General features: G+C 38.9%; 26 protein-coding genes and 1 pseudogene. 9 read left to right on the plus strand and 18 right to left on the minus strand.

Annotated elements, in window-relative coordinates; translation table 11 throughout:
• Nucleotides 1-7: 7 nt before the first annotated feature.
• Nucleotides 8-1108 carry a DNA polymerase IV gene (gene dinB, locus RM545_RS11830; protein ID WP_311495491.1) on the minus strand — a complete coding sequence of 367 codons (1101 nt, stop codon included), beginning with the start codon at nucleotides 1106-1108 and terminating at the stop codon, nucleotides 8-10.
• 263 nt (nucleotides 1109-1371) lie between these two features.
• Between dinB and RM545_RS11835 the strand changes: the two genes are divergently transcribed.
• On the plus strand, nucleotides 1372-2043 hold the full coding sequence (locus tag RM545_RS11835) for an NAD(P)H-binding protein (protein ID WP_311495492.1): 672 nt from the start codon (nucleotides 1372-1374) through the stop codon (nucleotides 2041-2043).
• On the plus strand, nucleotides 2040-2513 hold the full coding sequence (locus tag RM545_RS11840) for a CYTH domain-containing protein (protein WP_311495564.1): 474 nt from the start codon (nucleotides 2040-2042) through the stop codon (nucleotides 2511-2513). Before RM545_RS11835 ends, RM545_RS11840 begins: the two co-directional genes overlap by 4 nt.
• Nucleotides 2514-2602: 89 nt before the next feature.
• Here RM545_RS11840 and RM545_RS11845 read toward each other — a convergent pair whose 3' ends face one another.
• The 9 genes from RM545_RS11845 to RM545_RS11885 all read right to left on the minus strand — a co-directional run bounded on the left by RM545_RS11845 (nucleotide 2603) and on the right by RM545_RS11885 (nucleotide 14074).
• The gene (locus RM545_RS11845) at nucleotides 2603-3460 is read right to left on the minus strand and encodes a phosphatase PAP2 family protein (protein WP_311495493.1); all 858 of its coding nucleotides are present in this window, start codon (nucleotides 3458-3460) and stop codon (nucleotides 2603-2605) included.
• A 12-nt stretch (nucleotides 3461-3472) separates the two neighbouring features.
• Nucleotides 3473-4585, minus strand: a complete 1113-nt coding sequence (locus RM545_RS11850; protein WP_311495494.1) for an adenylate/guanylate cyclase domain-containing protein — start codon at nucleotides 4583-4585, stop codon at nucleotides 3473-3475.
• 129 nt (nucleotides 4586-4714) lie between these two features.
• Entirely contained in the window at nucleotides 4715-6112 is a 1398-nt protein-coding gene (locus RM545_RS11855; RefSeq protein ID WP_311495495.1) for an efflux transporter outer membrane subunit, read from the minus strand.
• A 6-nt stretch (nucleotides 6113-6118) separates the two neighbouring features.
• Entirely contained in the window at nucleotides 6119-9268 is a 3150-nt protein-coding gene (locus RM545_RS11860) for an efflux RND transporter permease subunit (protein ID WP_311495496.1), read from the minus strand.
• A 7-nt stretch (nucleotides 9269-9275) separates the two neighbouring features.
• Nucleotides 9276-10397, minus strand: coding sequence for an efflux RND transporter periplasmic adaptor subunit (locus RM545_RS11865; protein ID WP_311495497.1), 1122 nt, complete (start codon nucleotides 10395-10397; stop codon nucleotides 9276-9278).
• Nucleotides 10398-10415: 18 nt separating this feature from the next.
• On the minus strand, nucleotides 10416-10895 hold the full coding sequence (locus RM545_RS11870) for a GbsR/MarR family transcriptional regulator (protein WP_311495498.1): 480 nt from the start codon (nucleotides 10893-10895) through the stop codon (nucleotides 10416-10418).
• Between the two features lie 78 nt (nucleotides 10896-10973).
• Nucleotides 10974-11810, minus strand: a complete 837-nt coding sequence (locus RM545_RS11875) for a phospholipase A (RefSeq protein ID WP_311495499.1) — start codon at nucleotides 11808-11810, stop codon at nucleotides 10974-10976.
• Nucleotides 11811-11941: 131 nt separating this feature from the next.
• The gene (locus tag RM545_RS11880) at nucleotides 11942-13018 is read right to left on the minus strand and encodes an isoaspartyl peptidase/L-asparaginase family protein (protein ID WP_311495500.1); all 1077 of its coding nucleotides are present in this window, start codon (nucleotides 13016-13018) and stop codon (nucleotides 11942-11944) included.
• Nucleotides 13019-13258: 240 nt separating this feature from the next.
• Nucleotides 13259-14074 (minus strand): DUF3800 domain-containing protein, encoded by an 816-nt coding sequence (locus RM545_RS11885; protein WP_311495501.1) that lies wholly within the window; start codon nucleotides 14072-14074, stop codon nucleotides 13259-13261.
• Nucleotides 14075-14486: 412 nt separating this feature from the next.
• On the opposite strand from RM545_RS11885, the gene RM545_RS11890 reads away from it, so the two are divergent.
• Nucleotides 14487-14975 carry an RNA polymerase sigma factor gene (locus RM545_RS11890; protein WP_311495502.1) on the plus strand — a complete coding sequence of 163 codons (489 nt, stop codon included), beginning with the start codon at nucleotides 14487-14489 and terminating at the stop codon, nucleotides 14973-14975.
• A 4-nt stretch (nucleotides 14976-14979) separates the two neighbouring features.
• Complete coding sequence (locus RM545_RS11895) at nucleotides 14980-15582, plus strand: hypothetical protein (protein ID WP_311495503.1); 603 nt, start codon at nucleotides 14980-14982, stop codon at nucleotides 15580-15582.
• Nucleotides 15583-15896: 314 nt separating this feature from the next.
• Here RM545_RS11895 and RM545_RS11900 read toward each other — a convergent pair whose 3' ends face one another.
• Entirely contained in the window at nucleotides 15897-16136 is a 240-nt protein-coding gene (locus RM545_RS11900; RefSeq protein WP_311495504.1) for a hypothetical protein, read from the minus strand.
• Nucleotides 16137-16183: 47 nt separating this feature from the next.
• Here RM545_RS11900 and RM545_RS11905 point away from each other — a divergent pair, with 47 nt between their 5' ends.
• Both RM545_RS11905 and RM545_RS11910 read left to right on the plus strand, forming a co-directional pair.
• Complete coding sequence (locus RM545_RS11905; RefSeq protein WP_311495505.1) at nucleotides 16184-16726, plus strand: 3-hydroxyanthranilate 3,4-dioxygenase; 543 nt, start codon at nucleotides 16184-16186, stop codon at nucleotides 16724-16726.
• A gap of 320 nt (nucleotides 16727-17046) precedes the next feature.
• Nucleotides 17047-17160, plus strand: a pseudogene (locus RM545_RS11910) (YkvA family protein); the annotation flags it as partial.
• Between the two features lie 92 nt (nucleotides 17161-17252).
• Here RM545_RS11910 and RM545_RS11915 read toward each other — a convergent pair.
• From RM545_RS11915 to RM545_RS11945, 7 genes are all read right to left on the minus strand, one after another.
• Entirely contained in the window at nucleotides 17253-17558 is a 306-nt protein-coding gene (locus RM545_RS11915) for an antibiotic biosynthesis monooxygenase (protein ID WP_311495506.1), read from the minus strand.
• A gap of 22 nt (nucleotides 17559-17580) precedes the next feature.
• On the minus strand, nucleotides 17581-18129 hold the full coding sequence (locus RM545_RS11920; protein ID WP_311495507.1) for a DUF3575 domain-containing protein: 549 nt from the start codon (nucleotides 18127-18129) through the stop codon (nucleotides 17581-17583).
• Between the two features lie 113 nt (nucleotides 18130-18242).
• Nucleotides 18243-19247: an acyl-ACP desaturase gene (locus RM545_RS11925; protein WP_311495508.1), complete on the minus strand. Its 1005-nt coding sequence runs from the start codon at nucleotides 19245-19247 to the stop codon at nucleotides 18243-18245.
• Nucleotides 19248-19422: 175 nt separating this feature from the next.
• The gene (locus tag RM545_RS11930; RefSeq protein WP_311495509.1) at nucleotides 19423-20151 is read right to left on the minus strand and encodes a metallophosphoesterase family protein; all 729 of its coding nucleotides are present in this window, start codon (nucleotides 20149-20151) and stop codon (nucleotides 19423-19425) included.
• Complete coding sequence (locus RM545_RS11935; protein WP_311495510.1) at nucleotides 20152-21288, minus strand: ATP-binding protein; 1137 nt, start codon at nucleotides 21286-21288, stop codon at nucleotides 20152-20154. It abuts the gene before it with no gap.
• Between the two features lie 36 nt (nucleotides 21289-21324).
• Entirely contained in the window at nucleotides 21325-21558 is a 234-nt protein-coding gene (locus RM545_RS11940) for a four helix bundle protein (protein ID WP_311495565.1), read from the minus strand.
• A gap of 120 nt (nucleotides 21559-21678) precedes the next feature.
• Nucleotides 21679-22428, minus strand: a complete 750-nt coding sequence (locus tag RM545_RS11945; protein ID WP_311495511.1) for an SDR family NAD(P)-dependent oxidoreductase — start codon at nucleotides 22426-22428, stop codon at nucleotides 21679-21681.
• 150 nt (nucleotides 22429-22578) lie between these two features.
• Between RM545_RS11945 and RM545_RS11950 the strand changes: the two genes are divergently transcribed.
• The 3 genes from RM545_RS11950 (at nucleotide 22579) to RM545_RS11960 (ending at nucleotide 25486) form a co-directional block, all read left to right on the plus strand.
• On the plus strand, nucleotides 22579-23388 hold the full coding sequence (locus RM545_RS11950; RefSeq protein WP_311495512.1) for a DUF4382 domain-containing protein: 810 nt from the start codon (nucleotides 22579-22581) through the stop codon (nucleotides 23386-23388).
• A 149-nt stretch (nucleotides 23389-23537) separates the two neighbouring features.
• Nucleotides 23538-24542 (plus strand): AAA family ATPase, encoded by a 1005-nt coding sequence (locus tag RM545_RS11955; RefSeq protein ID WP_311495513.1) that lies wholly within the window; start codon nucleotides 23538-23540, stop codon nucleotides 24540-24542.
• A 77-nt stretch (nucleotides 24543-24619) separates the two neighbouring features.
• Nucleotides 24620-25486 carry a DUF58 domain-containing protein gene (locus tag RM545_RS11960; RefSeq protein ID WP_311495514.1) on the plus strand — a complete coding sequence of 289 codons (867 nt, stop codon included), beginning with the start codon at nucleotides 24620-24622 and terminating at the stop codon, nucleotides 25484-25486.
• The last annotated feature ends 4 nt before the right edge of the window (nucleotides 25487-25490 follow it).

Consider the following 25490-nt stretch of genomic DNA (forward strand, 5'->3'; position numbering starts at 1 on the left):
TATAAATTTAAAACTCAAATTTCAGCTGCACCTCTATTTCTTCTTTCTGTTCTTTTTCTTCCGGCTTATCGGTATTAAGATTGGAGAGGGAGATACCCAGCAATCTCACAGAATTTTTCATCTTTTCCTGATACAACAGCTCCTTTGCAATTTCGAGAATCAATTCTTTACTGGAAATATAATAGGAGATGGTTTTGCTCCGTGTTTGTAACGTAAAGTCGCTGTATTTAATCTTTAAGGTAACAGTTTTCCCGGCTACTTTGCTTTTTTCCAGTCGGCGTTCTATTTCTTCAGCAATGTTTTCCAGTCGTTCCAGCATAAAAATTTCTGAAGAAATATTTTCATTAAACGTACGTTCAGCTCCAAGAGATTTTCTTATTCGGTTTGGCTTTACCTCGCTTAGATGAATTCCGCGCACTACGTTATAATAGTGCAGACCGCTCTTTCCGAAATTCTGAGTGAGATATTCTGCCGACTTTAACTTCAAATCTGCTCCGGTAAAAATTCCCAGGCGGTACATTTTTTCTGCGGTTACCTTGCCTACACCGTGAAATTTCCTGATGTCCAGCTTTTCCAGGAAATCTGCCACCTCTTCAGGGTTAACCGTTTTTTGTCCGTTGGGCTTATTAAAATCGCTGGCAATCTTGGCAATAAATTTATTAATAGAAATTCCCGCAGATGCATTTAATCCTGTCTTCTCCTTAATTCTTTGCCTTATTTCCCTGGCAACTAAGGTGGCACTGGGGTTTCCTTTTTTATTTTCCGTGACATCAAGATAAGCTTCGTCCAGGGATAATGGCTCCACCAGGTCTGTATATTCCATAAATATTTCCCTTATCTGCCGGGAAACTTCACGGTAGCGTTCAAAACGTGTTTTTACAAAAATTAAATGAGGACAGTTCCTGATAGCCATAACGCTGCTCATCGCACTTCTTACTCCAAATTTTCGTGCTTCATAACTTGCGGCAGCCACTACACCTCTTTTTGAACTTCCCCCAACTGCAATAGGCTTTCCCCGTAGCTCAGGATTATCCAGTTGTTCTACGGAAGCATAAAAAGCATCCATATCTATATGAATGATCTTTCGTAAAGGGATAGGTTTGTCCACCTTGCAAATTTAACCATTTTCGCTTCTGAAATAAATTGATCCTTAGCTTTATAAAACGATTAAACGGAAAATTGCTTTTAAATATAATCTTTAGATATACCAGCGTTCCTTCAGTGGAAGTGACGATAATTGTCTTTTTCAGCATTAAGCTGGAGCACTGTAAGTTTAAAGTTCAGATGAATAAAACGACATCCTAAAAATCCAAATCATTACGTACATTTGGTAGAGCGCATTAATTTTTCTCACTTATTATTTTCGGCTATATGAAAACTGCAATTATTTTAGGAGCAACGGGTCTTACTGGCGGTATTCTGCTCCGCAAGTTGCTGGATGATGATCGCTACGGCAAAATCATCCTTTTTTCCAGAAGCTCTGCCAATCTTGATCATTTCAAAATTGAAGAACATTTAGTTGATTTATTTCATTTGGAAGAACATGCTGATAAATTTAAAGCAGACGAGGTTTATTGCTGTATAGGAACCACAAAAAGTAAAACGCCAAATGATGAAACCTATAAAAAAATAGACCATGGAATTCCCGTAACTGCAGCAAAACTTTGTGAGAAAAACAACATCCCCTGCTATTTGGTGGTTTCGGCTATGGGAGCAGATGCTAAAAGTAAAATTTTCTATAACCGCGTTAAGGGTAAAATGGAAAAAGATGTTCTTGAATTTGACATTAAAAAAACCTATATTTTCAGGCCTTCCTTAATTGCCGGTGATCGCGATGAAAAGAGGACAGGGGAGAAAATTGCCAAATATGCATTGTCATTTTTTAAGCCCTTAATGATAGGTGCTTTAAAGAAATACAGATCGATAACTCCGCAAGAGATTGCTGCAGCAATGATTTTTGTTGCTAATGACGGGCATCATCAAACAAGAATAGAATCTAACGAGATCGCAGAGCTCGCAAATGCTGAAAAATATAGTGAATAATGGAAATTGAACGTAAGTTTTTAGTGACTTCAGACGATTTTAAGTATGAAGCAGAGGAAGAATTGAAAATAAAACAGGGTTATTTAAATTCTCATCCAGATCGTGCTGTTAGAGTAAGAACAAAGGGAGCGAAAGCTTTTATTACTGTTAAAGGAAGATCTTCTGAAAGCGGCCTAAGTAGATTTGAGTGGGAAAAAGAAATTTCTACTGAAGATGCCGAAGAGCTTCTGAAGCTTTGTGAACCCGGAGTCATAGATAAAATACGATATTTGATAAAAATGGGGCACCACACTTTTGAAGTTGATGAATTCTTCGGAAGTAATAAAGATTTAATTGTTGCCGAGGTGGAATTAACTTCAGAAACAGAAGAGTTTGAGAAGCCAAAGTGGCTGGGCAAAGAAGTTACGGGCGATAAAAAATATTATAACGCCCAATTATGTAAAGATCCTTATCAAAACTGGAAAAAATAAGCTTCTAATATTCAATAAGTACTGAAGAATTTAACTGAGAAAGGTGACACTTCAAAAATGGCAATTTTCGGCTTTTTGTAGGGCGAGAATCAAAAACTACCAACAAGGCCCACTCTTCCCAGACTTACTTTAAAATCCCAGCTAATATTTAATTTATCTGGATCTTTGGTTTTATAATTCCTGTCGCTGTTCAGGTAATTATCTATGGTATCCACCACCACCACACTTAAAGCAAGGCTTAACGCCACATCAGTAAACCAGTGCGCGCCAGACCACAACCTGGAAACCGGCGCAATTAGACCAACACCCCATATTCCTGCTTTTGCAAACATATTGTCAAACTGTTTACTAAGGGCATAAGCCGTGGTAAACGATAAAATGGTATGTCCCGAAGGAAAAGAATGGTACGTTCCTTCTTTGCTAAAAGGCTCAAAACTGCCTTTACCTTCATTTGCTCCCGGCCTGGCCCTTCCTAAGGCAGTTTTACTTATAGTTTGAATCAAACCTGCCGCAGAGGCTGCAGAAATCATTAAAACCCCTGTGCGCCTTAGCTTTTCATTTTTGGTAAACAATCCATAGAGATAAACAGCACCGTTTATGGCATAGTTGTTCTGCGGACTTCCATAGTACCAGCCAAAATCTCTAACTATCCCGGGAATATCATCTTTTTGCCCTCTAAACCATTCTGTAGTCTCTTCATCAAAAATATATAGGACCGCTGTTCCTGCCACTATGGCCCCTGCGGTAATAAAATCATCCTTTTGCCATTTAAGAGGCTGGGTATAAGTAGTTTTTAAGCCACCAAACGCACTTACCCCATCATATTTTAGTAGTTCCCAGGTGGTGGGAAGACTGTCTTTTGGGGTTTCTATTTGCTGGGCCTTGGTGCAAAAAGAAAAAAGGAGAAGGGCTAAAAATGCCAGTTTTGAGGTATAAGAGAATTTCATAGCTATTTGTTCTTATTTTGTTATACTGAAAATTTCAATTGGATTTTTTCTTCCCTGGAGTATTTTAAATCCAAGAGAGGTAGTGGAGAAAATCCCCTGAAGCTTTCCTTTTTCTATTATTGAACCTGAAGCAAGAATGGACGCTTTATATTCATTGCACAAGCCTTCTATTCTTGCAGCAACATTAAGGGTATCTCCATGATAGGCAATATCCCTTTTAATATCGCCAACTTCCACAGCAGTAACGAGGCCCACATGGAGTCCCGCTTTAAACTTTGAAACCACACCAATTTTAGCATTATAAAATTCGCTTCTCGCCACAAGCAACTCCTGAACAGCAAAGAAGAATTCCACGCAGGCGGCTTTTTTAAAACCCTGCACCGGCCAGCTTATCACCACTTCATCACCAACGTACTGGTAAATTTCAGCATTAAATTCTTTAACTTTCTTGTTAATATCCAGGAAACTAGCCTGGATAAGTTCGCTATACCTTATATGGCCCAGCTTTTCGGCAAATTCTGTAGAAGAAGTAAGGTCCAGGAACATAAAAATACGTTCTTCTTCCCTGGGATATCTAAATCTTCCGAAAAGAAACGGCAACAGCATCCCGGGACCAAATTTTTTATTCATTTGATTTACAAAGCTTATTACCAGGGACATAAAGAAGGTGTAAACCATGAGAATAGAGTTAAAATAGTTCCAGTTTTCTTCAAGCATAAAGTCAATATCACTATTGTAAAGAATAAAATCGTCTGAAATGCCAAAGATAATAATTCGGCTAATGCTGATAATCACCATGAGCACCAGGAAATAGGAAATACTACTTATTAGTATATTAGCTCCGAGAGGCAGGTTTTTAAAAAAAGTTTTCTTTAAAAACCCATCCAACAATCCGAGGCCGATCCCAAGGAAAAGGCTCACGATTATTACAAATAAGGATACCGGCCAAAAATTAACTTTCAGGTTCTTGTCAAAAACATTAAATACAGAAAGTGCTACAAGGTGGATGATATATAGTAACATGCTATAGGAAATTATCCAGAACACCACCTGCTTCACAATACTACTTGCCAGTGGGAATTTATTGTTAAATTTAATAAGATCAAAGGTGTAATTTTGCTTCATATAATTCCTTTAAGTACAAAAGATTAAGGAGAATTTCAGGTTCTAACGAACCAGATAAACAAAACAGCCCCGATAAAATTTATCTACCAGGGCTGTTCCATTCTAACAACTAACTAACAACAACTTAAATTATTGCCAACCTCCTCCAAGGGCCTGGTATAAATTTACCATCGCCTCCAGTTGGTTATAGCGGACATTTATAAGATCTAATCTTGAATTCAGGGCGTTCTCCCTGGCTGTAAGTACTTCCAGATAGTTGGCAAAGCCATTATTCAGTAATTCTTCTGAATATTCTGTTGCAGTGTCATACGCGTCGAATTCTTTCTGCTTAATATCAATTTTTTCTGTGGCTGCCTCGTAAGAGTATAGAGCATCTGACACTTCCCGGCTGGCCGTAAGAATAGATTGTCGAAAATTTAACCTGGCCTGTTCCTGTTCTGCCAAAGAAACCTCGTATGCGGTTCTTATTCTCCTGCCATTAAAAATAGGCTGTGCAAGGCCTCCAATGATTGTCGCAAACAGGGAATTAGGATCCAGTAACTCCTGTATATCCAGGCTCTGGAATCCGCCAGAGGCTGTTAACGTGAGCGAAGGGTAAAATTCGCTCCTTGCCACATTGCTCATTTCAAAGGCATTAATAAGGTTGTATTCTGCGGCAATAACATCGGGGCGGTTCCTTAAAAGTTGTATTGGAACACCTATATGAAGTTCGGTGGTAATTTCCTGTTCAGCAAGATCTGTTCTTTCGATTTGCATTGGGGCTTCTCCAAGTAATATCGCAAAAAAGTTTTCCAACAGTCGCTCCTGTTTTTTGAGGTCGACAAGTATGGACATTGCAGTGTAGAGTTGAGCTTCTGTTTGCTTCACCCCAACTTCGGTGACATTACCTGCCTCTTTTAAGGCACTTGTAGTTTCAAGGCTGGTTCTGCGGTTCTCGATAGTCTGCTCTGTAATACGTATTTGCTCATCTAAAGCAAGTAATTGATAGTATGTAGAAGCAATATCAGCAATTAAGCGCGTTTTTACAGCCTGATGTGCCGCTTTACTCTGTAGATATCTGGCCTGAAAAGCTCTTTTGGTGCTCCTTATTTTTCCCCAAATATCGGCCTCCCAAGAGAGGGATCCGCTTATTTCATATTGATCTATGGAAGAAAACAGGCTTCCAAACTGGCTATTGGAAGACAACTCCTGATGCGTGATTTGGGCATTAGTATTAAGCGTAGGAAAGTAACCGAGTTTCCCCTGCTTCAGGTAAGCTTCCGCAGCAATAATCTGCTGTACGGCTATTCTTATATCAATATTATTTTCTAAACCTTCTTCAATATAACCGGTAAGCAAAGGATCTGTAAATATTTCTCTCCAGGAAACATTGGCCATACTCAGCGAATCCTGCGGAAAAGTATCTGTACGGTAATGCTCTTCTTCTACAACATCCGGTTGCTCATAATCTTTAGCGACAAAACAACCCTGTAGTGATAGCAGAATTACCGGCGCCAGGAAAAACTTATATATCTTCAATTTTTTCATTTTAAACTATTCTAAATTCTTGTTGTTTTGCTCAATAACAGCAGGTTTGGAACTAACTTTTTCCTGTAACCATTGGAAAAAGATGAACAGTATGGGAATAATGAAAACTCCCAGGACTGTACCAACCAATAAACCTCCTACGGCTCCTGTTCCAATCGACCTGTTTCCTGCAGCACCAATTCCGCTTGCGAATACTAGCGGTAGCAATCCAATGATGAATGCCAGGGAAGTCATTAAGATAGGTCTTAGCCTCACCTTTGCCGCATCAAAGGCAGCCTGCACTATGGGAGTACCGTCCTGTCGTCTTTGTATGGCAAATTCTACTATTAGAATAGCATTCTTTGCCAATAGCCCCAGCAACATGATGAGTGCGATCTGAAAATAAATATTTGCCTGTAAGCCTAAAAAGTAGGTAACTAAGTAGGCTCCCATAACCCCAACAGGTAAACTTAGAAGTACGGTTAAAGGAAGAATATAACTTTCATACTGGGCAGACAAAATAAAATACACAAATAGAATACTTAGTATGAATATAAAAGTTGTTTGACCACCGGCAGAAATTTCTTCCCTTGTTAACCCTGAGAATCCAATATCAAAATTTCTGGGCAGGGCATTATCTTTGACCTCCTGGACGGCGGCAATAGCATCTCCCGAGGAGTAACCAGGTGCAGCTGCTCCAGTTATACTGGCAGAATTAAAAAGGTTGAACCGCGTTACAGATTGAGGTCCGTAAACTCTGTTCAGGCTTACAAACTCTGTAATAGGCGCCATTTCCCCCTGGTCGTTTCTTACAAACAGAGCGTTAAGGTCATTCACTTCAGCACGATCCTGAGGCAGTGCCTGTACATAAACCCTGTATTGCTTGCCAAACCTTGCAAAATCGGCAGCATAAATACTTCCTATATATCCCTGAAGAGTAGAAAATATACTATTTACAGCAACACCGGCTTCTTTGGCTCTTGCCACATTCAGGTCTATTTCGTACTGTGGATATGAAGTATTAAAAGAACTTTGGGCATACGCGATTTCAGGGCGTGAAGAAAGATCTTGTAAATATTGTTGCGTAGCGCTTTCCAACTCCTGAAAACTTCCTCCAGAGCGATCTAAGATTTTAGCCTCAAATCCAGCTGATATTCCAAATCCGGGAATACTTGGTGGCGCAAAGAATAAAACGTTTGCATCTGCAACGCTTGCTCCAATTTGGAACAATTTTGCTGTAATTGCATCAGAGGAGAGTGAGTCTGCATCACGATCTTCCCATGAATCTAGTTTAACAAGTCCCAATGCATAGTTACTACCTGCTCCTGCTAGTAAGTTCCTACCACTAACCATTGTGACCCCAAATACGCCAGGAAGATTTTGAATTTTATTTTCTAACTCATTTGTAACCTGTACGGTTCTGTCCATAGATGCTCCGGCAGGAAGTTCAATGTTGACAAAGATTATCCCCCTATCCTCGTCAGGAACAAAACCTGTTGGTGTATTTTTAGCTCCCCAAAAAATTCCGGCAATAGACAAAATCAGAACAGCCACAGTAATCCATTTATGTTTGTTCAGAAATAAAAGAGATCTGCCATACTTTTTTGTGGTGATATCAAATGCCGTATTAAAGCTCGAGTAAAATCGCTGTAGAAAATTTTTCTTTTCTCCTGCTTTATCGTGGTGCGGTTTCAGAAATAATGCACACAGGGCGGGGCTTAACGTTAATGCATTTACAGCCGAAATAGCTATGGCAACTATAAGTGTTACTCCAAACTGTTCATAAAAAACCCCTGTTGGTCCTGAAATAAAAGTTACAGGAATAAACACAGCACCCATTACCAACGTAATGGATATTATAGCACCGGAAATTTCTTCCATGGCACTTTGTGTTGCCGATAACGCACTTTTTGCGCCTTCTTCCAGCTTGGCATGCACTGCTTCCACTACCACAATGGCATCATCTACCACAATACCTATGGCAAGTACCAGTGCAAACAGCGTTAAGAGGTTAATAGAGTATCCAAAAAGGTTCAGGAAGAAAAATGTACCTATAATTGAAACAGGAACCGCAATTGCGGGAATAAGTGTAGATCTAAAATCCTGCAGGAATATAAATACTACTATAAATACAAGAATAAAGGCCTCAATTAAGGTCACAACCACCTTATCTATAGAAGCAGTTAAAAACTCATTGGTGTCAAAATTGATGTAGGTATGCATCCCTGTTGGGAAATCCTGTTCCATTTCATCCAGCCGGGCATGAATATTCTCTATGATCTCCTGGGCATTAGAGCCAGGTGTTTGATAAACAGCCATGGTCATCCCGGGTAATCCGTTGGTTAACGACACCGAGGAGTAACTTTCGGCATCCAGTTCTACCCTGGCAATATCTTTAAGTCTTAGGTATCGTCCATTTCCTAAGGCTTTTATAACAATATCTTCGTATTGCGCTTCGGTTGTATAACGGCCACTATATCTTATAACATATTCAAAAGATTCAGCATTATTCTGGCCAAGTGCGCCTGCGGCCGCTTCCTGACTTTGCTCATTAATAGCAGCAGTAACATCTGTTGGGATAAGGTTGTAGGCAGCGAGTTTTTCTGGTTGAAGCCATATACGCATCGCATAATTCTTGGCTCCAAAAACGCTCACATCACCTACGCCATTAATCCGCTTTAGTTCTGGAATAACATTAATGTTCAGATAATTCTGTATAAAGGTATCGCCATATTCATCATTGTCCGAATATACCGTAAAGAACATCAAAGAGCTGGTTTGCTGTTTTTGAGTTGTAACCCCAGATTGGGTTACTTCGCGCGGTAAAAGTGGTGTTGCCCTCGCTACCCTGTTCTGTACGTTTACTGCAGCAATATCGGGATCTACTCCCTGGTCAAAGAATACCTGGATACTGGCACTACCGTTGTTACTTGCTGTAGAGGTAATATAATCCATTCCCTCTACACCGTTAATTTGCTCTTCAATAGGAATTAGAACACTCTCAAGAACTGTTTGTGCATTGGCCCCTGGATAATTTGCAGAAACCTGAACCGTAGGCGGAGCGATATCTGGATACTGTGTCACGGGTAAAGTGGTAATCCCAAGAACCCCCAGAACGATTATGACGATGGAAACGACCGTGGATAATACCGGTCTTTCTATAAACTTTTTGAGCATTTAGATGTTATTTAAAAATAGGATTCAAGGTATTGGCGATGCTGTCAAAAGACACTGGTTGTGGTTGTATAGGCGTATTGTTTCGCAGTTGTCCAACACCTTCAGCAACTATTTTGTCACCTACCTCAATTCCAGAAGCAACAACAATTAGATTTTGCACCCTATCACGCACCTCAACTACTTTGGAAACAGCGAGGCTATCTCCCTGTACACGGTAAACATAAACTTTTCCCTGTTGTTCAAAAGAAGAGGCTTGAGGAACAACCGGAACGTTTTCATAGGTTTTAGGAATGCGAATTTGCCCGCTGTTTCCGCTGGCCAGTATTTCATTTGGATTTGGAAAAACAGCTCTAAAACTAACCGTGCCAGTAGAAGGATCTATCTGTCCTGTAACAGTTTCAATTTCTCCCTTCTGATCATAAATTGTCCCGTTTACAAGCTGAAGTTCTACAGGAGGAATATTGTCAATTTTTTCTGAAAGGTTCGCTCCTTCCGTGTTCTGCAGAAAGTTAAGGTAGTCCCTTTCGTTCATCGAGAAGAAAGCATAAATTTCGTTAATCTGTGAGACGGTAGTCAATGGCATAGGATCTCCGGGGCTTACAAGGGTACCTTCCCGGTACGGGATTGCCCCAACATAACCATCTACGGGGCTTTTTATATTTGCATAACCTATGTTGGCAGCAATGCTCTGGTAATTTGCCTGGGCTTGAGCAAGCTTGGCTTTTGCAGTCTCCAATTGTACACCACTAATTATATTCTTTTCTACCAGTGGCTTCAGTTTATCTACTTCTACTTGAGCTGCATTAACATTTGCACTTGCCGCTCCGGCTTCCTGGCTTAAAGATTCGGTTTCCAGTTTAAAAAGGAGTTGACCTTTTTTCACCTTTTGACCTTCATCTACAAGAACATCAGTAATATATCCAGGTACTTTTGCTCTTACTGCACTGTTCACCACTCCTTCCAGGCTTGCCGGATAAGAGGTGTAGCCAGTCACGGTTCTGTTAGGAACTTCCAGTACGGGAAAAGGCGTGGGACCTTGCGCCTGCTGTTGTTGACCCTCATTGTCTCCACAGGAGATGACACTTAATACGCCGGTAATGACGACAATATATTTAAATATGATTTTCATTTTTGGTAGGATTTCTTGTTACTTATTTTGAATTTCGGATATTTTCGCTATTGTATTTTTAAGATTCTCTTTCTGGCGCAAGAGGTATTCCTTGAAAAGTAAAGGCACTTCACCTGTTTTTTTATATTTTTCTGAATTGTAGGTTGAATTAAACTCTGTGATTTTTTCTACTACCTTAATTTCTTCTGAAATGCTTGCCAGGTAAGTTTCCAGTGTATTTTTTAAATACATTTTATTCCCACGGAAATATCTTTTCCGGTCTCCGGGTTTAGTGAAGTACTCAATTTTATTTAGCTGAAGTAGAAGATTCAGTTGTGTAGATACAGAGCTCTTACTGGCCTCGGTGATTGTCATTATCTCATCAAATGTGTGGCCCTCCTTGGGAGAAAGGATCATAATAACGTAAATGCGTGCGGCCAAAGGAGCTAACTGGTGCGTTTTTTCAAAATGCACACCAATTTCTTCAATTAATTTAATTTTTTCGGGTGAGCAGCTCATTCTTAAAATTTTTTCAAGCTGCAAAGATATATTTAGTTCGGAAGTTACCGAACCAAAAAAACTTAAAAGATTGTTAATTTAGCTTCCGGAGAATTTGAAGAAACCGAGGTTGTTAGATTTTATCACGTAGCCTACTCGCACCATACTTCTATATTGATCATAATCAATAAGACTTTCTCCGTAACCGTGGTACCATTCCAGCATGAGATACTGATTGTCCATTTTAAATGGACGATAGAATAATTGCGTTCTTATTGATCCCTTCCAATCGTCAAAATTGCTGCCTTTGCGAAGCTGTAAGTCCAGGATCCATTTTTCAGGCTGCAGCTCGTAAGAAATATTCAACTCTCCATATCCCATGTACTCCAGTATATCAGGATTATCTTCTTTGTACTTAAATGGTAGCCAACCTTTTAATCGTATAGATGTTCTCGGGTTTATGGTAGTTTCAAAACTTAGTGACAGCCTGTTCCAGGACCTGGAATAAATACTGTCCCGGCCGTTGGACTCGTGCTCATATTCAAGATAAGCCAAAGCCATAAGCCTGTCATCTTTGTTGAAAATTGGCTTTCCCAAACCTATGCCCGGATTAAAGTTAATATCAGAAAACGGACTGGAGAAACTATACAAATCCCAGAATGCCTTTTGTGTATAGGTGAGAAAAAGATAGGTGTTTAGAGGAAGCGTATTTCTTGTGAGAAGTTGCTTGAAACTTATCTGGTATTTGGCATCAGAGTTATCAGAAACTGAGCGGTTAAATGGAACTCCGGTAATAAAATAGTTATTCTTGTGTATAGAAAAGGAAGGCATCTTTTCTATGGTATCATCGACCTGTTCTCTGGTCAAACCCTGTGCATTCAGGGAAATGGCAGTACAGAAAAAAAGGAGAAAACTTAGAAAATAATAGAATTTCATTGCTTTTTTCACAAAGTTAAAAGCTCTTTGGCAACGTTGCGATTATCAACTTCTAATTCTATGTTAAAGGTGCATTTAAGGATTGGAAAACAAACAATTCTTCAGTTTCTAAAAAAGATAAATTATAAAAATTAGTTTCCATAAATTCCTATTTCCAGTTCTCCTTTATTGTTCATTTTAGCGCGGTACATCCCGGCAGTGTTAAATTCCATTGCAACATTTCCCTCGTGGTCAATAGCAATAATTCCCCCGTCGCCGCCAAGGTCAGGAATTTTCTCCTGGATCACTTCCCGGGCAGCCTCTTCCAGGCTCACTCCTTTGTATTCCATCATTGCAGAAATATCGTGCGCCACCATCCCGCGGATAAAAAATTCTCCCCAGCCGGTGCTGGAAACCGCGCAGGTTTTGTTGTTTGCGTAAGTCCCCGCGCCAATAATTGGCGCATCGCCAATGCGATTGTACCTTTTATTGGTCATTCCGCCGGTGGAAGTCCCTGCAGCAAGATTTCCGTTTTTGTCAAGCGCGGCACAACCTACAGTCCCAAATTTGGAATCTTTTATATACGGGTCGATAAATGCCGTTTTTCCGTCATGATCAAGTTCGGTTTTTTCGCGATCTTTAATTCTTTGCAGACTTCTAAAGCGGTTCTCTGTGTAGAAATATTCAGGATCTACAATTTCAATTCCCTGTTCCTTAGCAAAACGTTCAGCACCTTTTCCTGCCAACATCACATGTTCCGAATTTACCATCACTTCATAAGCCAGGTTTATCGGATTTTTAATCGTCGTAACCCCGGCAACCGCGCCCGCATTCAGCGTTTCACCGTCCATAATGGAAGCGTCCAGTTCGTTGGTCCCTTCGTTAGTAAAAACAGCACCTTTTCCGGCGTTAAAGAGTGGAGAATTTTCCATAATATTAATGGTGCGTTGCACTGCTTCCAGAGCCGTGCCGCCATCCGCCAAGATTTTATGTCCCGTCCTTATGGCTTCTTCCAGTTTTGCTTTGTAAGCATTTTCTAATGAATCGCTCATGTTTTCCTTTAAAATCGTTCCTGCGCCGCCATGTATCACAATACCAAAATTGGGAACAGAATCTTTTTTCTGAATATTTTCTGAATTTGCTTCGGAAGTGGTTCCTGCTTCGGCAGAAGTATTTTCGTTACAGGCGAAGAACAGGCAAAAGCTGAAGAATAATAGTATTTTTTTCATCTGATAATTATTTTAATAAGTGATGATATGTATGGGTTGAGTTTAAAAGTACCTAATATAGCTATCAAAAATCGAATAGCAAACCACATAGATCAATCAAGGGTGTCCACTCTGACAATTAAGGCTTTATGATTTTTAAATACGCTTTTATAAGTTCATCATTTTATGTATATTTGCACTAGTTAAGTCTGCAAAACACGAAAGTCGACTCCAGGTCGTTATTTCAAATTTAATTTGGAATTAGTGTTTTAGTGGGCTTATTTTATTTTTGGCTGTTAATGGATTGTTTCGATTGTCATAATAGTTTTTCCAACCGTTAATTTTTTTGGTATCATACACATCAATCACCAATTTTACCTGGTCTTTAATAAAGTTATAGTATCTGATTTCCCCTTTTTCGAAAACACGTTGAATTGACCAACAGAAATAGTCTGCCAAGTTCAACAAAGGGTCTTTCGTCGGATAATTGATATTGAAGACTACTTTTGTCTTCGATTCCTTGTCACTGTTTCCTTTGGAGAATCTTTGCTTTGCTTTAAGAAATGCTAATTCTAAATTATGATTTTTAGTGCTTTTTCCTCGTTCCGAAATGTGCATAACGAGCTTGTTATGTTTTAAGAGTTTGTTCTTAAGGAGGTGGGATAGCAAGTCTGCATAAAAGTATTCTTCTTTTCCTTTATGTTTTGTTTCATAACGTTCAATGTCTTTTCTTCCAACCACAGCTTCAAAACTGCAGTTTATGGTTTTCATTAAATCAAACATTTCTTTTCTTACCTCTGGTAAATCATCGGTTGCGTGTAGATAATATCCGGTTTTGTTAATTTTCTTTAAAACACTGGGAACGTGATAAAATTCATCGGTAACAATTTTGTTTTGAAGCTTGTTGATCTTATCCCTTACTTCGTCTAAAGGATCTTTTATTTTTATCATTCCAAGGATGAAAGCTTTCGATACACCATCTTCGCCAATGACGTTTTTCTTTCCTTTCCCATAAAAGGTAGTATCACCAGCTTCATCTAAAAAACGATGATAGTCCATCAGTTTACTAGTTCCCATTTACTATTCTTTGTTCTGCAATGTTTCATGATTGCTTAATGTTGATAACCCTCGTTGGTAGCTTATCTCTACTGATATTTATAGCACTACACCGAAAGTTAGCAAAAAACTTTAGCTTGTTCGTAGTTTTTTATTCGTAGTTCGTGGTTTTGTTGTTTGGAGTAAAGCCTTCCTATAGATCGATAACTGGCATTTTTGAGGCTGCTCTTTTAATTTAGAGCGGAAAAATGACAAGGTCGAAAATTGATCTTCAACTAATTAGTGTTGACCGAATTGATAAATTTCACTCCTTCACTCTTTTCTTCTTAAAAGACGTGTTACACACCTCATAACCTCCTTTCAGAAAAAAAATCAGATAAACTGTGATTTATTTCCATTTTTCTACACTAATTAGTTGAAGTTTAATTTTTAGATGGATAAAAAGAGCCAATTCATAGAAGTAGTAAAGAAGAATGAAGGACTAATCTTTAAAGTAGTCATGCTTTATACCAATAGCCTTCAAGACAGGGAAGACCTTTATCAGGAAATTGTCTTTCAGCTTTGGAAATCCTTCGACTCCTTTGCGGAAAAGTCAAAACTAAGTACCTGGATGTATCGGGTCGCCATGAATACCGCTATTTACAGTTTAAAGAGCAGTAAAAGAAAAGTGGACACGGTTCCTATTAATCTGGAGACAACACGGTTTGCTGAGGTTTTGGCCAGACCGGAAGAGGATAGGTTAAAATTGCTTTATGAGCATATCCAAAGGCTAAATCTATTGGAAAAAGGAATTATCCTGCTTTTTCTTGAAGGAAAAAGCCACAAGGAAATTGCTGAAATTATTGGAATAACAACCAGCAATGTAGGAACAAAGATTTCCAGAATTAAGGATAAATTAAAATCTGATATCACTAAAAAATAAAATTATGGAACTGGAAGAAATGAAGAATACCTGGGAGGAAATGAGTAAAAGATTGGAAAATCAGGAAATATTAACAAATCAAATCATAGAAAAAATGACAAAGGAAAAATACAACAGCAAATTTAACAAACTTCAGTTTTATGAAATTATAGGTGCTGTGATATGCTACGGCAGTGCTTTATTTCTAATTGTCAGTTTTCAGAAACTAGATGAATGGTACTTAATGGTTTTTGGGGTAATAGCGCTGCTATCGTTACTGGTATTGCCAGTGTTGGCTTTAAAGAAAATTGGCAACATGAAGAAACTGGACATCGCCAGTAACAGCTATAAAGACGTTTTAATTAAGTTTCAAAAATCTAGAAACGATTTACTATTCACTCAAAAAATTATCTTTTATATAAGCTTAGTTTTAGCCGTTATAATTTTACCTGTCACTTCCAAGATTTTTAAAAATAAAGATCTTTTTGAAGCAGAAAATATTTCTAACATGTGGATTTACATTCCTGTACTTTTGATCTTCTTGTTCTTTCTTTCACATTGGGTTTTTAAAGGTTACAGAAGTGCAACAAACGCTGCTGAAAATGCTTTAAAAGATTTGGATAATTAATTATGAAAGATAAATAACAGGACATGAAAAGAATAGAATAGAATAGTTTTCATTTACAACAAAAAATTTTTTAGTGGTTGTCACTCAATCCTGGGTTGTGCTTAGAGGAAACAGGGAGAAGATCTTTCTTCTTGTTTCTTGCAGCGCAGTAGTCTTAATTTCACTTTTTCACTTATCTGCAGCCCGATGATTGTCATTTTTGAATGCTCTTATAAGTGGAGAGAGGAAAGTGGAAAGCCTGAAACTGTAACCAAATCGCGTGAAACCCTGGCGGATTTATTTGGGGTCGAAATTGGTAATTTTCACTCCTTAACTTATTCGCTTTTTAACTCTTTTTCTCTGTATAGGTCAATAATTGGCATTTTTTGCGTTGCTCTTAAAGTGTAGAGAGGAAAGTGGAAAGACTCTTCACTCTTCAATTCTTTTTCGCACCAGCGATAGCAGCGTAAAGCCCGCAGGAGCTTTTTGGCGACGAGGACTTGCAGCGTATAGCGCGGTGCTGTTGGAGCGTAGCGGAAACAGCAGGTGCCATAATGATTATTGGCCTTACGCATCGCTTTGTTGTGAAGATTGTTTAATTTTAAGCTATAAAAACAAAAATATGGCTGTTAATAAACCTTTTAACCTTAATAAATGGATCGATCAAAACCGGCATACGCTTAAACCGCCGGTGGGGAACAAGAATCTTTACCGGGAGTCTGGTGATTATATTGTGATGGTGGTTGCGGGGCCAAATGCGCGGAAGGATTACCATTATAACGAAACTGAAGAGCTGTTTTACCAGTTGGAGGGAAATATAAGGGTGCATATTCAGGATAAAGGGGAAAAAAGGACAATGGAATTAGGGCCCGGGGATATGTATCTTAATCCGGGGAAAGTGCCGCATTCTCCCGTTCGCGATGAAGGTTCTATTGGGCTGGTTGTGGAACGGAAAAGGAAAAATGAGAGCGGAAAGGACGGACTTTTATGGTTTTGTGATAATTGCAACAACAAGCTTTATGAGGTTTATTTCCCGTTACATGATATTGAAAAGGACTTTTTGAAACATTTTAAGCATTTCTACGGAAGTAAAGAATTGCGGACTTGCGATAACTGCGGGGAAGTGATGCCTGTAGACCCGAGGTTTGTGGCAGATGAGGAGTAGATTTTTTTTAAAGGTAAAATTTTTATAGAATCTTAAATATTCTTAAACATTGGCGGCTGCTAAATTATATTCCGTAATTTAGGGAATGAGTATAATTTAAAAAATAGAATATGAGCTTGTTTTCCAAAGGAAATGCTGAAGAGGAACATAATAAAAGGCAGAAGAACTTCAAAAAAAAGGATATAGATAAAGTTATAGCTGAAGAGGAAAAGATAAAATCTAAATTTGAAAGTAAGGGCACACTGAGTCGGTATTTTGGGGATGTGCAAATTTTATTTTCAATGGTGAGGGATTATGCCAATGGAAGCTACAGAGAAATGCCCTGGAATATTATTGCTTCTGTGGGGGGCGCTTTGCTTTATGTACTTTCGCCTATAGATATAATTCCAGACTTTATTCCCGTTATAGGTTACCTGGATGATGCTGCTGTAGTGGCTTTTTGCCTTAACCTTATTGAAAAAGATCTTGCTGCTTACAAAGTGTGGAAAAACGGTGGTGTAGCTGATTCTGATTCTGGTTCTTCAGATCAAACAGAGCCGATAAGTTCGTAGTGCCGGACTTCCCGATCAAAACTGTGCATCATATTTTGAGCTTTTTCTGAAACAACCGCAAGCTGGATATTTTCTCCGGAAAAAGCTCTTATGGCTTCTTTAGAAGTCCATTCCGAAATAAAAAGATATTCGGGGAAATCCCCAACTTCCCTGCGGTTGATACTCGCGCCAAGAAAACCGTCCAGAGTGGATAAATGTGGCAGAACTTCCTCTTTAAGATATTTTACGTAATTACCTTCTTCTTCTCGTTTTATCCTGCAGGACCAATGTCTGGATATCATCTTTGCTGAAATTTTTGATAATTTAAAATCGATAGCCTACGCTGAAGCCGGCGTTAAATTCCAATGCAGAAAATCTCTCTTTTACCTCGTTACTGAAGTTTCTTCCGATATTTGCAAAAGGGCCCAGTACAAAAGTGTCGTTGAAATTCCATTTGTAGCCGCCGCCAATACCTATAATAAAAGCGTCCATATCTGTAACCTGCCGCACATCATTGTCTGCGATCTGCACCACTTCTGTAAATTCTCCTGTTCTTAATTTAGCAAAAGGATTTACATATAGTCCCGAACCGGCACTTTCTGTTCCAAAATAAAAGTTATATCCAAGCATGAAACTGGTGGTATTAAACTGTCGGGAATTTTTTTCTGAATGGTAATTCATCCGGTCATTGAAAAGGATTTGTGCATCAATGGACTGGTTGTAATCAAGAAAAAATTCGTAACCTACTTCTACAGATGCGATAGCAATAGTATTCCCGATGTTGAGCTTTACTTCATTTTGCATATAATCTATCTGTGCGAAACCGTTTTGCATGATAAAAAAACCTGCAATGGCTAAAATAATCTTTTTCATAGCTTTTTCGTTTTTATAAAAGTAGGAACTATTTTTTATTTGAGGTTAAAGATGCTACAAAGAAAAACCGCTCCAGTTAGAAGCGGTTTCTGTTTTTAATTATTCATGCAGGATTAAAGTGTACCATTAGGCGCTACCCATTTAAACTGGTGCTGATCTTTTGGTACAGCAATACGATCTGCAATACGTGCCATTCTATCTGGCATTTTCATTAAATAATCCCTCGCTTTTTCTGCTTCATCTGTTAGCGAAGTCATTTTATCAATCTCCCAATAACTATTCAATTTTCTTAAAATTTCGATATAATCATAGGTCGTATAAACTCCCAGACGTTGAGCAGCATTGGAGAAATTTTCAAAAGCTGAAGCGATATCATCTCCAGATTCCCTTATGAATTGTGCAGGCATTACGATCTTTTTCTTCATCATATCCTGGAAAGCAAGCATCATCTCACTAGGATCGTGCTCAAAAATTGTTTTTACAAACTCACGGTATGCCATGTAATGTCTCATCTCGTCACCTGCAATAATGTTACACATTTTGGCGAGCATCTTATTTCCCTTTTTCTTAGCCAGCTGTCCTACACGTTTGTGGGAAATATTTGTAGCCAGTTCCTGAAAACTGGTATATACAAAGTTACGATAGGGATCCCTTCCGGTCCCAATATCAAATCCATCGTTAATAAGGTGCTGTGTGGTCTTTTCGATTTCCCTCATGTCCACCCTTCCGGAGAGATATAAATATTTGTTAAGTGTGTCGCCGTGGCGGTTTTCTTCTCCGGTCCAGTGGCGAACCCATTTGGCCCAGCTATTTTGTTCTCCTCTGGAAGCACCGTGTTGTTTTACCCCCTCCATATCCATTAACCAGGATTCGTAGGTAGGCAGGGCTTCTTCGGTAACCATATCGGCCACCAATACCACCCAAAAATCGTATCCCAGCTCTTTTGCTTCTTCCCTTATTTGGATGATCTCCTCGTTGTAATTTTCATTCTGAAGATTGGGTAGAAGATCTGTAGGTTGCCAGATATCGTCAACAGGTATAAGGTACTTATCTATAAAACCGTCAACAGATTTCTCTACGGTTTTCATTACTTCTAATCGAACATTCTCTAAAGCCATTTTTCTTCTCTATAATTGCAATTGGACATTATAAACTGTGCAATTGTGTGTGATTTTTTCCTCTAGAATATCTTAACGCTATAGTTACAGATGTTGCTCTGTGACTTCATTTTCAGTTAAAGACATTGAGGTTCAAAGATATGAATATGTTAACAGAGTCTATAATAAAAAACTCTTAATTTCTGCCGTTTTCATTGGGGTAGAGCTCATGTATAGGATCACTTTGCCATATTTCTTTGGTGTTTACCTCTATAGCAGAGAGTTTGCCCTTAAAAGCTGCACCGGTATCAATATTCCATACGCCTGCTTTGTGAAAAGGAGTTGATTCATCTATACGTGTAACCGGGGTATGGCCAATATAAATTTCTTCAAAAAGCTGAAGCCTCTTCGGGTAATATTTATGAGATCTTTGCATCGCGGGATCAAGGGCAAGTACCATTTCCCATAACGTCCGGTCCCAGTAGTAGCCTGTGTTATGATATTCACTTAGTGGCCCGTGAAGATTGGTGAAACCTGCGTGTACAAAAAGCCTGTTTTGTTTATCAATGTAATAATTCATCATCTGATCAAAAAACTCGATATGCGCTTTTTTTTCTTCTGAAGTCAAATTCCTGTACGCATCCATACTGGACTGGCCGCCGTGCTGTAGCCATTGTTCATTTAGTTCTCCTGTTTTTAGCCAACGGTGGGCAAGATCGTCGTGGTTACCACGAATAAAAATACAGGTGTTTTGTTTCGCAAGTTCAATAAGGTAAGAAACGACATTGGCAGAATCACTCCAGCCATCCACATAATCACCCAAAAAAATAATTTCGTCTTCCGGAGTAATATCCACTCTTTTAAGAAGCTGAACGAGCGCCTTTAATCCTCCATGAATATCACCTATTGCTATCTTCCTGCTCATTTAATTATATTTTACTTTTCTCAAGATACGCATACTCTCTTTATAAGAATGGTATACCTGTGGACTATATTTCTTCAAATAAGGCTTTGCTTCTTGAAGTTTATTTATAGCATCTTCAAAGTTATTCAAATAACATAATAAATAAGTAGAAGGTAAGCTCCTTAAATCTTTTTCCTGAAATTTATTTAGAGGTAAACTTTGCTTTAACCGCTGGATAAGCGCATTGTTGATGTTATAAATATGATGTAAGGTTTTTTGATCAAATTTTGGCGGATTAAAAAGTAATTTACTTTGTATCTCATAACTCGCATTATCCCTAAACTCTATACATACTTCTTCCAGCGGGTAATATTTAAAACTGTCGTGCAGCCCCAGGTGGACATATTCAATGATTCTGAAAGAATCCTCTTCTACGTTTATGCTCACTTCATCTAAATCTGAATAAAATAATTTTACCTGCTCGTTAATTAACTCAATATCTACCCGGGAAAAGTAAATAGAGTCCTTGCCATTTTTCTGTTTTCCTGCCCAACAAACCACAAAGTACTCTTTAAAAACTTTATAAGTCGGATTAAAGTCCTGACGCTTTCTCATAAAATCAAAAACCCCGTCCAAAGTGAGTTCAATATTATTTTGCGCGTGGTTTTCTATGGAAGCAACTATCTGCGAGTTTACATCTTCAATTTTAATATCAAAATCTTTGGGCATGCTTATACTACCATCACGCAGAAAAATTGAACCGCCGTAGTATTTCCAGATATTTTTCCGCAGTGAACAAATTTTGCCGTGATTGGGCCTGATGGTCACCAAACCTACCACAAGATGATCTGGCAAATGCGGAAAAGGAATATTCTCATAACTGATAATCGGCGGGTTCTGAAGATAGGCATTCACCAGGTTCTGAATTTTGCTGTCATCAAAAAAGTCGATGCCCACAATATTATTATCTTCATCTTCCACACCAATTACGATATAGGAATTGTTTTCGGGATTAGAATTTGAAAGCGCACAAACGTGTTTTAAAAACTTAGCCTTACCTTCTTTTTCGCCAAGATTAAGCCGTAACTTCTTATCATAAAAGCTATTCTCGTCATTATGCGCAAGCAGGTTTTTTATTAAAAGACGTTTGTTGATCATGTAGAGAATTCTCTATTAATCTATTTCTATTAATTATTAGTCGAATTTGGATCCTCTTCTATCCGACTTCTTCAGATAATTGATAAATTTCGATATTTGTTCGTTTAATTTTTCAGATTCGGAGTAAAATTTATTGAATTCTGCTTCAGATAAATATGATCTGTCGAGGCATCTCTGCAATTGCGCTCTTGTTTCGCTATTTGAACCTCTTGCAAAGCCAGGGAACTGTATAAATTCCTTGTTCCCGCCTCTTCCAAAACCTTCTGCAATATTATCTTAAAGACCAGATATTCTGGCATTGAACACGAGCCGCTTTATAAATTTCTAAATCTTCAAAACGATCATAATGAGCCATAAGAATAAGTAATAGTAATAAAAAAAAAGAAATATTTACTCCTTGTCTACAATAGTGCTACTGGCCTGGGCAGTACACATCACCATAAGATCTGCAATATTTATATGAGAGGGTCTTGTCACTACAAACCTTATGATATCGGCAACATCTTCAGGTTGTAACGGTTTAAATCCTTCATAGACTTTCTGTGCTTTTTCTTTATCTCCTTTAAACCGAACTTCGCTGAACTCAGTTTCGACCATTCCGGGATTAATAGCTCCTACACGGATTCCTTTTCCGTTCAGGTCAATTCGCATTCCCTGGGTTATTGCATCTACCGCATGTTTACTGGCGCAATAGACGTTTCCGTTGGGATAAACCTCTTTCCCTGCGGTAGATCCAATATTGATAATGTGTCCCGAAGCCCGCGCTATCATCTTCGGAATAATTGCTTTGGAAACATAAAGCAGTCCTTTTACATTAATATCCATCATCGCATCCCAATCTTCTACATTTCCATCCTGAATAGGGTCCAGGCCATGTGCGTTTCCTGCATTATTAATCAGGATATCGATATTTGCCAAATCTGAAGGCAGACCTTCAATGCTGCTGAATACTTCTTCTTTATTACGTATATCAAAAGTAAGGAGGTGAATATTGGACTTGTCATCCAGTTCTTGCTTCAGCTCTTCCAGCTTTTCCTTTCTCCTTCCGCAGAGGATGAGGTTAAAACCTTCTTCAGCAAAGATTTTAGCCGTTGCTTTGCCTATTCCGCTAGAGGCTCCTGTAATTAATGCAGTTTTCATATAATTTTTGTGTCTAAAATAATAAAGTATTTCTTCGGAATTAAAAAAGTTGGATTAACTCCTGTTAAATTTCGTTAATCTTCCTGAAGTAACAAAATTAGTAGCGAAAATCGCCGTTATCCCACCAAATCAATTAAAAACTAAATGAATATGACCCTAACAAATTTGAAAATGAAGAGTGCTCTTGTATTGAGTTTTCTGGCTTTTACACTGTTTAGCTGTAGTGATGATGACAATGGTAGTGCCGGAGAAGGTAAAGCGCAAATAACGGTAAGTATTACAGATGCCCCGGGAGATTATGATGCTGTATTTATAGATGTGCAGGATGTGATGATTAAAACAGATATGGACGGTACAGACGATGAAGGTTGGGAAAGTCTTGGTGATGTAAATACGGGCAGGTACGACCTGCTTGAGTTAACAGGAGGAGTTTCTCAGGTTCTTGCAGATGTGGATGTGCCAGCCGGGTATCTTGGGCAAATAAGGTTGGTGCTTGGTACAGACAATGCAATTGTTGTTGATGGTGAAGAAAGTGCTATTGCCGTGCCCAGCGCGCAGCAGTCTGGATTAAAACTTAACGTGAACCAGGAACTGGAAGCGGGAGAGCATTATGCTTTTCTTTTGGATTTTGACGTAGAAGAATCTGTAGTAAGACAGGGTAATGGAGGATTTTCTCTTAAACCTGTAATCAGGGTTTCTGCTCAGGCTGGTGCCAGTTCTATAATCGGGGAAGTTCACCCTTCAGATTCCAGGAGTCTTGTAAGGGCGCAAAATGCTTCTACTACTATTTCCGCTTATACAGATTTGGAAGGTAATTTTAAATTACATGGTGTACCTGCCGGAACTTATAAAATTACAGTCATTCCAGATGTGGCATCAAATTTGCCAAATTTCGAAAAGGATAACGTGGTGGTTAAAGCCGGCGAAATGGTTGACCTGGAAACGCTTTTTATAGATTAAGCTTTTCAAATTTAAAAAACCTTTAAGAGCGGCCACACTAAGCCGCTCTTTATTTTTAACCAATTGTTAACAAATGAGCAACTATTTAATTTTCAATTTGCGACCTAGTTTCCTTGTATGTATATTCACGACTTTAAAATTTAAAAGCGATGATAGAAAATGATTCTTCGGTAGACATTGCCAGCCTTAATGAGAGAATTGAAAGAGAAAGTGCGTTTGTAGATGTGCTTACTTCAGAGATGAACAAAGTTATTGTGGGCCAGAGGCATATGGTGGAGCGCCTGCTAATTGGCCTTCTTGGTCAGGGACATATCTTACTTGAGGGTGTTCCCGGACTTGCAAAAACCCTCGCCATCAATACGTTGTCTCAGGCAGTTCAGGGGAGTTTTAGCAGGGTTCAGTTTACGCCAGATTTATTGCCGGCAGATGTTGTGGGAACGCTTATTTATAATATGAAGCTCAATGACTTCAGCATTAAGAAAGGACCGATATTTGCCAATTTTGTGCTTGCAGATGAGATTAACCGTGCCCCGGCAAAAGTGCAGTCTGCTTTACTGGAAGCCATGCAGGAAAAACAGGTAACCATTGGGGATGAAACTTTTATACTGGATCGTCCTTTCCTGGTAATGGCAACGCAAAACCCGGTGGAGCAGGAAGGAACTTATCCTTTACCTGAAGCCCAGGTCGACCGTTTTATGCTGAAGACGATCATTAAGTATCCACAGATGAACGAGGAGCAGCTAATTGTTCGTGCAAACCTGAAGGGTGCTTTTGAAAAAGTGAATCCGGTGGTAAGCCTGGATCAGATTGCCCGTGCGCAACAAGCTGTTCGTGATGTGTATATGGATGAAAAGATTGAGCAGTATATTCTGAATATCATTTTTGCCACCAGAACTCCGGAAAAATATAAACTTGAAGAAATCAAGCCGCTTATAAGCTTTGGAGCTTCTCCAAGGGGAAGTATTAACCTTGCCACTGCTGCAAAATGTTACGCTTTTATTAAGCGCAGGGGTTATGTTATTCCCGAAGATGTAAGAGCAGTTGTCCACGATGTGCTAAGACACAGGATTGGAATTACCTATGAAGCCGAAGCAGAAAATATCACTTCTGATGATCTTGTAAGCAAGATTGTAAACGAAATTGAAGTACCTTAAATAAGTTAGCAGTATGCAGTAGCAGTATTTCCGTTTATAAAGCTGCCAACTGCAACTGAATCCTGTGAACTGAAACAATGGATACTAAAGAGTTACTTAAAAAAGTCCGGAAAATTGAAATTAAAACCCGCCGCCTTAGCGATCACGTCTTTGGTGGTGAGTATCATTCTACTTTCAAGGGCCGCGGGATGACCTTTAGTGAGGTGCGGCAGTATCAGTTTGGTGACGATGTAAGAAATATCGACTGGAATGTTACCGCACGTTACAGCGAACCTTTTGTAAAAGTTTTTGAAGAGGAGCGGGAACTTACCATGATGCTTGTGGTAGATGTTTCAGGTTCTGAAATGTTTGGTACAGAAAAGCAATTCAAAAAAGATGTAATTACAGAAATTGCAGCTACTCTCGCTTTTTCTGCAACAAAGAATAACGATAAAATTGGTCTTATGCTTTTTACAGATAAGATCGAACTGTATATCCCACCAAAAAAAGGCCGTTCTCACGTACTAAGGATTATCCGGGAACTCCTGGAATTTAAGCCTGAAGGTAAAAAGACCGATATCGCCGGTGCTGTAAAGTACCTTTCCAATGTCATGAAGAAGAAAGCCATTGTTTTTATTCTTTCAGATTTTATGGCAGAAGATTATCAGCAAACACTAAAAATAGCGGCCGGCAGGCACGATGTAACCGGAATCAGGATTTACGACAGACACGAAGAGGAAATTCCAAATTTAGGTTTGGTACAAATGTTGGATGAGGAAACCGGAGAATCTATAACCGTAAATACAGGTTCAAAGTCTGTGCGTAACAGCTACGCAAAATACTATAAAGAAAAAGTCAATTATTTTCGGGAAAGCTTTACCCTTAGTGGTGCCGGCACTATTGAGAACAGGTTGGATGAGAGCTACGTAAAAAAATTACTTGGCTATTTTAAGAGAAGAGCATAATCAA

The sequence above is a fragment of the Autumnicola lenta genome (assembly GCF_031846515.1).
GTDB classification, from domain to species: domain Bacteria; phylum Bacteroidota; class Bacteroidia; order Flavobacteriales; family Flavobacteriaceae; genus Autumnicola; species Autumnicola lenta.

Coding starts and splice junctions, on each gene's coding strand:
- RM545_RS11905 (WP_311495505.1), top strand. CDS start 16,184: ATGGCTGTTAATAAACCTTTTAACCTTAATAAATGGATCGATCAAAAC.
- RM545_RS11870 (WP_311495498.1), bottom strand. CDS start 10,895: ATGAGCTGCTCACCCGAAAAAATTAAATTAATTGAAGAAATTGGTGTG.
- RM545_RS11885 (WP_311495501.1), bottom strand. CDS start 14,074: ATGGGAACTAGTAAACTGATGGACTATCATCGTTTTTTAGATGAAGCT.
- RM545_RS11935 (WP_311495510.1), bottom strand. CDS start 21,288: ATGATCAACAAACGTCTTTTAATAAAAAACCTGCTTGCGCATAATGAC.
- RM545_RS11890 (WP_311495502.1), top strand. CDS start 14,487: ATGGATAAAAAGAGCCAATTCATAGAAGTAGTAAAGAAGAATGAAGGA.
- RM545_RS11900 (WP_311495504.1), bottom strand. CDS start 16,136: ATGCGTAAGGCCAATAATCATTATGGCACCTGCTGTTTCCGCTACGCT.
- RM545_RS11855 (WP_311495495.1), bottom strand. CDS start 6,112: ATGAAAAAATTGAAGATATATAAGTTTTTCCTGGCGCCGGTAATTCTG.
- RM545_RS11915 (WP_311495506.1), bottom strand. CDS start 17,558: ATGATATCCAGACATTGGTCCTGCAGGATAAAACGAGAAGAAGAAGGT.
- RM545_RS11960 (WP_311495514.1), top strand. CDS start 24,620: ATGGATACTAAAGAGTTACTTAAAAAAGTCCGGAAAATTGAAATTAAA.
- RM545_RS11850 (WP_311495494.1), bottom strand. CDS start 4,585: ATGAAGCAAAATTACACCTTTGATCTTATTAAATTTAACAATAAATTC.
- RM545_RS11950 (WP_311495512.1), top strand. CDS start 22,579: ATGACCCTAACAAATTTGAAAATGAAGAGTGCTCTTGTATTGAGTTTT.
- RM545_RS11845 (WP_311495493.1), bottom strand. CDS start 3,460: ATGAAATTCTCTTATACCTCAAAACTGGCATTTTTAGCCCTTCTCCTT.
- RM545_RS11835 (WP_311495492.1), top strand. CDS start 1,372: ATGAAAACTGCAATTATTTTAGGAGCAACGGGTCTTACTGGCGGTATT.
- RM545_RS11865 (WP_311495497.1), bottom strand. CDS start 10,397: ATGAAAATCATATTTAAATATATTGTCGTCATTACCGGCGTATTAAGT.
- RM545_RS11925 (WP_311495508.1), bottom strand. CDS start 19,247: ATGGCTTTAGAGAATGTTCGATTAGAAGTAATGAAAACCGTAGAGAAA.
- RM545_RS11860 (WP_311495496.1), bottom strand. CDS start 9,268: ATGCTCAAAAAGTTTATAGAAAGACCGGTATTATCCACGGTCGTTTCC.
- RM545_RS11945 (WP_311495511.1), bottom strand. CDS start 22,428: ATGAAAACTGCATTAATTACAGGAGCCTCTAGCGGAATAGGCAAAGCA.
- RM545_RS11895 (WP_311495503.1), top strand. CDS start 14,980: ATGGAACTGGAAGAAATGAAGAATACCTGGGAGGAAATGAGTAAAAGA.
- RM545_RS11955 (WP_311495513.1), top strand. CDS start 23,538: ATGATAGAAAATGATTCTTCGGTAGACATTGCCAGCCTTAATGAGAGA.
- RM545_RS11930 (WP_311495509.1), bottom strand. CDS start 20,151: ATGAGCAGGAAGATAGCAATAGGTGATATTCATGGAGGATTAAAGGCG.
- RM545_RS11920 (WP_311495507.1), bottom strand. CDS start 18,129: ATGAAAAAGATTATTTTAGCCATTGCAGGTTTTTTTATCATGCAAAAC.
- RM545_RS11875 (WP_311495499.1), bottom strand. CDS start 11,810: ATGAAATTCTATTATTTTCTAAGTTTTCTCCTTTTTTTCTGTACTGCC.
- RM545_RS11880 (WP_311495500.1), bottom strand. CDS start 13,018: ATGAAAAAAATACTATTATTCTTCAGCTTTTGCCTGTTCTTCGCCTGT.